Origin of the sequence: Pseudomonas sp. NPDC087639, from assembly GCF_044743385.1 — a bacterium.
Lineage (GTDB): Bacteria > Pseudomonadota > Gammaproteobacteria > Pseudomonadales > Pseudomonadaceae > Aquipseudomonas.
Genome location: NZ_JBIUWI010000064.1, coordinates 1 through 4,987, shown reverse-complemented (window position 1 = coordinate 4,987; position 4,987 = coordinate 1). Strand labels below are relative to the sequence as shown.

Here is a 4,987-nt window from a genome sequence, read left to right as displayed (position 1 = left end):
CGCCGGCAGCATTTTCGTCGCCGTGCTGCTGATGATGGTCTGACCCGCCCCTATTGAATTAACAAGGAAATCGCCCCTATGAATACCGCCGTCAACGCCAACGTAGTGCATGAATCCGAAGCCCAGCGCCAACACGCCCGAGTGAAAATCCCGGCCAAGCTGCGTTTCTTCGGCCCCGACCGGACGCCAATGGAAGCACGGGTCCTCGACCTGTCCGCCGGTGGTCTGGCGTTCAACGCCGGGCAAATGCCGCTGACCATTGGCGAGGTGTACAAGGCCCGCCTGCAATTCGTCATCGACAACCTCGGCCTGGCCATGGACGTTGAACTGCAGGTGCGCTCCTTCGACCGCCAGACCGGCCGTGCCGGTTGTCAGTTCCAGAACCTTGAGCCGCAGGACATTTCCACCCTGCGCCACTTGATCACTTCGCACCTGGCCGGCGACATCGTCAGCATGGGTGAAGTACTGGCGACCCTGCAGCGCGACAACTTCACCAAGGCGCGCAAGGTCAAGGACGGCGGCAGCGGCATGACCCCGTTCGGGCGTCTGAAAGCAGTGACGTTCAGTGCCGGTATTTTTGCGGTCGGCCTGGTTGCGGCGGGTTTCATTTTCAAATCGGTGTACGGCATGTACTTCGTCAGCCATGCACAGGCGGGCCTTGTCAGCGTACCGGGCATGAACATCACCATGCCGCGCGACGGCACCGTGCAGAGTCTGGTCAAGTCCGACGGCGTCGCCGCCAAAGGCGCACCGCTGGCGACCTTCAGCACCAGCATGCTCGACGTGCTCAAAGGGCATCTGGAAGAAGACCAACTGTCCCCGGCCAAGGTTGAAGAACTGTTCGGCAAGCAAATGACCGGCACCCTGACCTCGCCGTGCGATTGCACCGTGGCCCAGCAACTGGTGGCCGACGGTCAATACGCGAGCAAGGGCGATGTGATCTTCCAACTGGTACCGCGCAACACCGAGGCGAATGTGGAAGCACGCTTCTCCTATCGCCAGTTCGGCGACGTGCGTCCGGGCACCCCGGTGAGCTTCCAGATCGCCGGCGAAGACAAGATCCGCACCGGCAAGATCGTCAGCAGCACCAGCCTGAAAAGCGCCGACCTGTCCTCCGATATCCGCGTACAGATCAAGCCTGACGAGTCGCTCGACAGCAGCCTCGCCGGCCGTCCGGTGGAAGTGAACAGCGACCGTGGCCCGAACCTGAACTGGCTGATCGACAAAGCCATGGCTGCCGGTCTTTAAGTCGAGGACATGCCTGTGACTAGCCCAATCAGAATCCTGCCGGTTCCGCTGACCCTGGCCATGGCAATTGCCCTGGCCGGTTGCGCCGGCCTGCCCGATCAGCGTCTGGCCAACGAAGCGCTCAAGCGTGGCGACACCGCCACCGCCGCGCAGAACTACCAGCAACTGGCCGATCTGGGTTACAGCGAAGCGCAAGTGGGCCTCGCCGATATTCAGGTCGACAGCCGCGATCCTGCGCAAATGAAACAGGCCGAAGCGACGTATCGCGCAGCGGCCAGCGTTTCGCCTCGTGCTCAGGCTCGTCTCGGTCGCTTGCTGGTGGCCAAACCCGGTTCCACCGAAGCCGAGCACCACGAAGCCGAGACCCTGCTGAAAAAAGCCGCCGCCAATGGCGAAGGCAATACGTTGATCCCGCTGGCGATGCTGTACCTGCAATACCCGCACAGCTTCCCGAACATCAACGCCCAGCAGCAGATCGACCAGTGGCGCAAATCCGGCTACCCCGAAGCAGGTCTGGCGCAAGTGCTGCTGTATCGCACTCAAGGCACCTACGACCAGCATCTGGATGACGTGGAAAAGATCTGCAAAGCCGCGCTCAACACCACCGACATTTGCTATGTCGAACTGGCCACGGTCTATCAGAAACGTGCCCAGCCTGAGCAACAGGCTGAGCTGATCAAGCAGATGCAGGCCGGTTACAGCCGTGGCACCGTCACCGCTCAACGCGTCGATTCGGTTGCCCGTGTACTGGCCGATTCGACCCTGGGCAAGACCGACGAAAAAACCGCGCAGTCTTTGCTTGAGCCGATTGCTCCAGGCTACCCGGCGTCGTGGGTGACCCTCGCGCAACTGCTTTACGACTACCCGGAACTGGGCGACGTCGACCAGATGATGAAGTACCTGGACAACGGCCGCGCCGCCGACCAGCCGCGCGCCGAGCTGTTGCTGGGCAAGCTCTACTACGAAGGAAAAATGGTTCCGGCCGACGCCAAAGTCGCCGAAGAACATTTCCAGAAAGCCGTGGGCCGTGAAGTCGCTGCCGATTACTACCTCGGCCAGATCTACCGCCGTGGTTACCTGGGCAAGGTCTATCCGCAGAAGGCTCTCGACCATTTGCTGACCGCTGCGCGCAACGGCCAGAACAGCGCCGACTTCGCCATCGCCCAGCTGTTTTCCCAAGGCAAGGGCACCAAGCCCGACCCGCTCAACGCCTATGTATTCAGCCAGTTGGCCAAGGCGCAAAACACCCCGCAAGCCGATGAACTGGCGACGACTATCGCTGCCCAGTTGCCGCCCGAGCGTCTGGCCGAAGCCCAGCGCCTGCTGCGACAGGAACAGGCCAGCCGTGGCGCCCTGAATCAGAACACGCTGCAACTGCACGCCCTGCAAGAAGAAGACGGCGAGGAAAAACTATGAAGCTCAATCCATTCGTGAAGGCCGGCATTGGCCTCACTTTCGCGCTGATCTGGTCTTGCCCGACACTGGCCGCGATGACTGAAAGCAAAAACTTCGGCCTCGAAGTGAAAATCACCGGCCAGTCCGAAGACGACCGCGACCTCGGCACCGCCAGTGGCGGCGACGTCAACGGTGTCGGCCTCGATCTGCGTCCGTGGGTCTACGGCGAAAGCGGCGCGTGGAGCGCCTACGCCATGGGCCAGGCCGTGACCTCGACCGACATCATCGAGACCGACACCCTGCAGCAGTCCGACAGCGACGGCACCCAGACCACCGACAACGGTGATCGCAAGACCAAGAAAAACTACCTGGCGATGCGTGAGTTCTGGGTCGGCTACAGCGGCCTCACCCCTTACCCGGGCGAGATGCTCAAGTTCGGTCGCCAACGCCTGCGCAATGACGACGGCCAATGGCGCGACACCAACATCGAAGCGCTGAACTGGACTTTCGACACCACCCTGTTGCGCGCCAACGTCGGTGTTGCCGAACGCTTCAGCGAATACCGCACCGACCTCAAAGAGCTGGCACCGAAAGACAAGGATCGCCTGCACGCCTACGCCGATGCCGCTTACCAGTGGACACCGGGTAACTGGGTCGGCATTCGCGGTCACCATACCCACGATGACGGCAAACTGGATTATCCGGAGCCGGGTGTTGCCGCTGATTCGCTGGACAAGAAAGAGAACGGCGACATCAGCTGGCTCGGTCTCACCGCCGACAGCGATGCCTACAACTGGCGCAACACCAACACCGTCAACTACTGGGGCAGCATCACCGGCATGAGCGGCGACCGCGACACGGTCAACGCGCTGAACGCCGATGGTTCGCGCCCGGCGCAAGCCAAGCGCAGCGATGACGTCGACGGCTGGGCCACCGACATCGGTGTGCGTCTGCGCCTCGACCCGCAATGGCAAGTCGGCGCCGCCTATGCCCGCGCCAGCGCCGATTACGAACAGACCGGTCTGGAGAGCAACCGCTCGAACTACACCGGTACCCGTTCGCGCGTACACCGTTTCGGCGAAGCCTTCCGTGGCGAAATGAACAACATGCAGACCGCCACCCTGTTCGGTTCGTGGATGCTCAACGACGAGTACGACGCCAGCCTGATCTACCACAAGTTCTGGCGCGTCGACGGCAGCAAACCGGTGGGCAGCAATGGCATCAACGCCGTGGAAAACAACACCGACGACGTGACCGGCGCCATCCTCTCCAGCACTTCGCTGCCACTTCAGGACGGCAACAAGGATCTGGGTCAGGAGATGGACCTGGTCGTCACCAAGTACTTCAAGCAAGGCCTGTTGCCGGCGGCATTGAGCCAGTCGATCGACGAGCCTTCGGCGCTGGTGCGGTTCCGTGGCGGCGTGTTCAAGCCGGGCGACGCCTATGGCAGCCAGGTTGATTCGTACATGCACCGCGCGTTCATCGACGTGATCTGGCGCTTCTGATGCAAACCGCGAAGGGAGTGCCCGACATGAACCATGCAAGGAAAGGCTCGCTCAGCCTGTTGGCCGGCGCAATGCTGCTGGCCTCGGCTGGTGCCTTCGCCACGGTGGAACCGGCCAAGCCTGTGACCACCGCCAAAGAGTTGCAGCAAGCCAAGACCTACACCGTCAGCAGCGCACCCACCGAGGCGCTGAACCTGGCCGCGCCAAAACTGCCGGACATCTCCGGCTACACCGCCGAGGCTGCCGCCGCAAAAATCGTGCGCAGCAAAGCGGGCAAGGTCAGCGTGCGCCGGATGATGCAGGAAGACGCCCTGAAGGACTTCATCGGCGGCGACAACAAGATGGCCGAATGGGTGGTGCGTCAGCATGGCATCCCGCAGGCGATCTTCGTCGACGACGGTTACATCAACCTCAAGGAGCTGGCGCAGAAACTGCCCAAGCAGTATTTCAGCGAGACCTCGCCGGGCGTGTACCTGTCGAAGTTGCCGATCGTGGTTGGCCGTAAAGGCATCCTCGAAATCGACGGCCAGACCCAGGAATTGCGTCTGTCCCAAGAGGCCGGTTCGTTCCTGGTCAACGACGGTCAGTTGTTTGTGCGTGACACCAAAGTCACTGGCTGGCGCGAGAAGGAAAACGGCCCGGCGACGTTCCGTTCGCCGAAAGAATTCCGTCCGTTCCTGCTCGCCTGGGGCGGCACCGAGACCTACATCGTCAACAGCAAGATGGCCAGTTTCGGTTACGCCAACAGTAAGTCGTACGGGGTGAGTATTTCCCAGTACACGCCGAACATGGCCACGGGGCGCAGGCGTGCCGCGCCGAGCGGCTGGCTCGGCGGGTCC

Annotated in this window: 3 protein-coding genes and 1 pseudogene; all 4 read left to right on the top strand. The window is 62.0% G+C overall.

All coding sequences use genetic code 11. The features are described from left to right. The first annotated feature begins 78 nt into the window (after window positions 1–78). Window positions 79–1,248, top strand: a complete 1,170-nt coding sequence (locus tag ACIOVB_RS21995) for an alginate biosynthesis protein Alg44 (RefSeq protein ID WP_305441517.1) — start codon at window positions 79–81, stop codon at window positions 1,246–1,248. A gap of 9 nt (window positions 1,249–1,257) precedes the next feature. Then, a complete protein-coding gene (algK, locus tag ACIOVB_RS21990; protein WP_401271345.1) occupies window positions 1,258–2,664 on the top strand; it encodes an alginate biosynthesis TPR repeat lipoprotein AlgK in 1,407 nt (468 codons plus the stop codon). After that, window positions 2,661–4,148: an alginate export family protein gene (locus ACIOVB_RS21985; RefSeq protein ID WP_187676863.1), complete on the top strand. Its 1,488-nt coding sequence runs from the start codon at window positions 2,661–2,663 to the stop codon at window positions 4,146–4,148. Before algK ends, ACIOVB_RS21985 begins: the two co-directional genes overlap by 4 nt. Window positions 4,149–4,174: 26 nt before the next feature. Then, window positions 4,175–4,987, top strand: a pseudogene (locus tag ACIOVB_RS21980) (right-handed parallel beta-helix repeat-containing protein); the annotation flags it as partial.

Coding starts and splice junctions, on each gene's coding strand:
- ACIOVB_RS21995 (WP_305441517.1), top strand. CDS start 79: ATGAATACCGCCGTCAACGCCAACGTAGTGCATGAATCCGAAGCCCAG.
- algK (WP_401271345.1), top strand. CDS start 1,258: ATGCCTGTGACTAGCCCAATCAGAATCCTGCCGGTTCCGCTGACCCTG.
- ACIOVB_RS21985 (WP_187676863.1), top strand. CDS start 2,661: ATGAAGCTCAATCCATTCGTGAAGGCCGGCATTGGCCTCACTTTCGCG.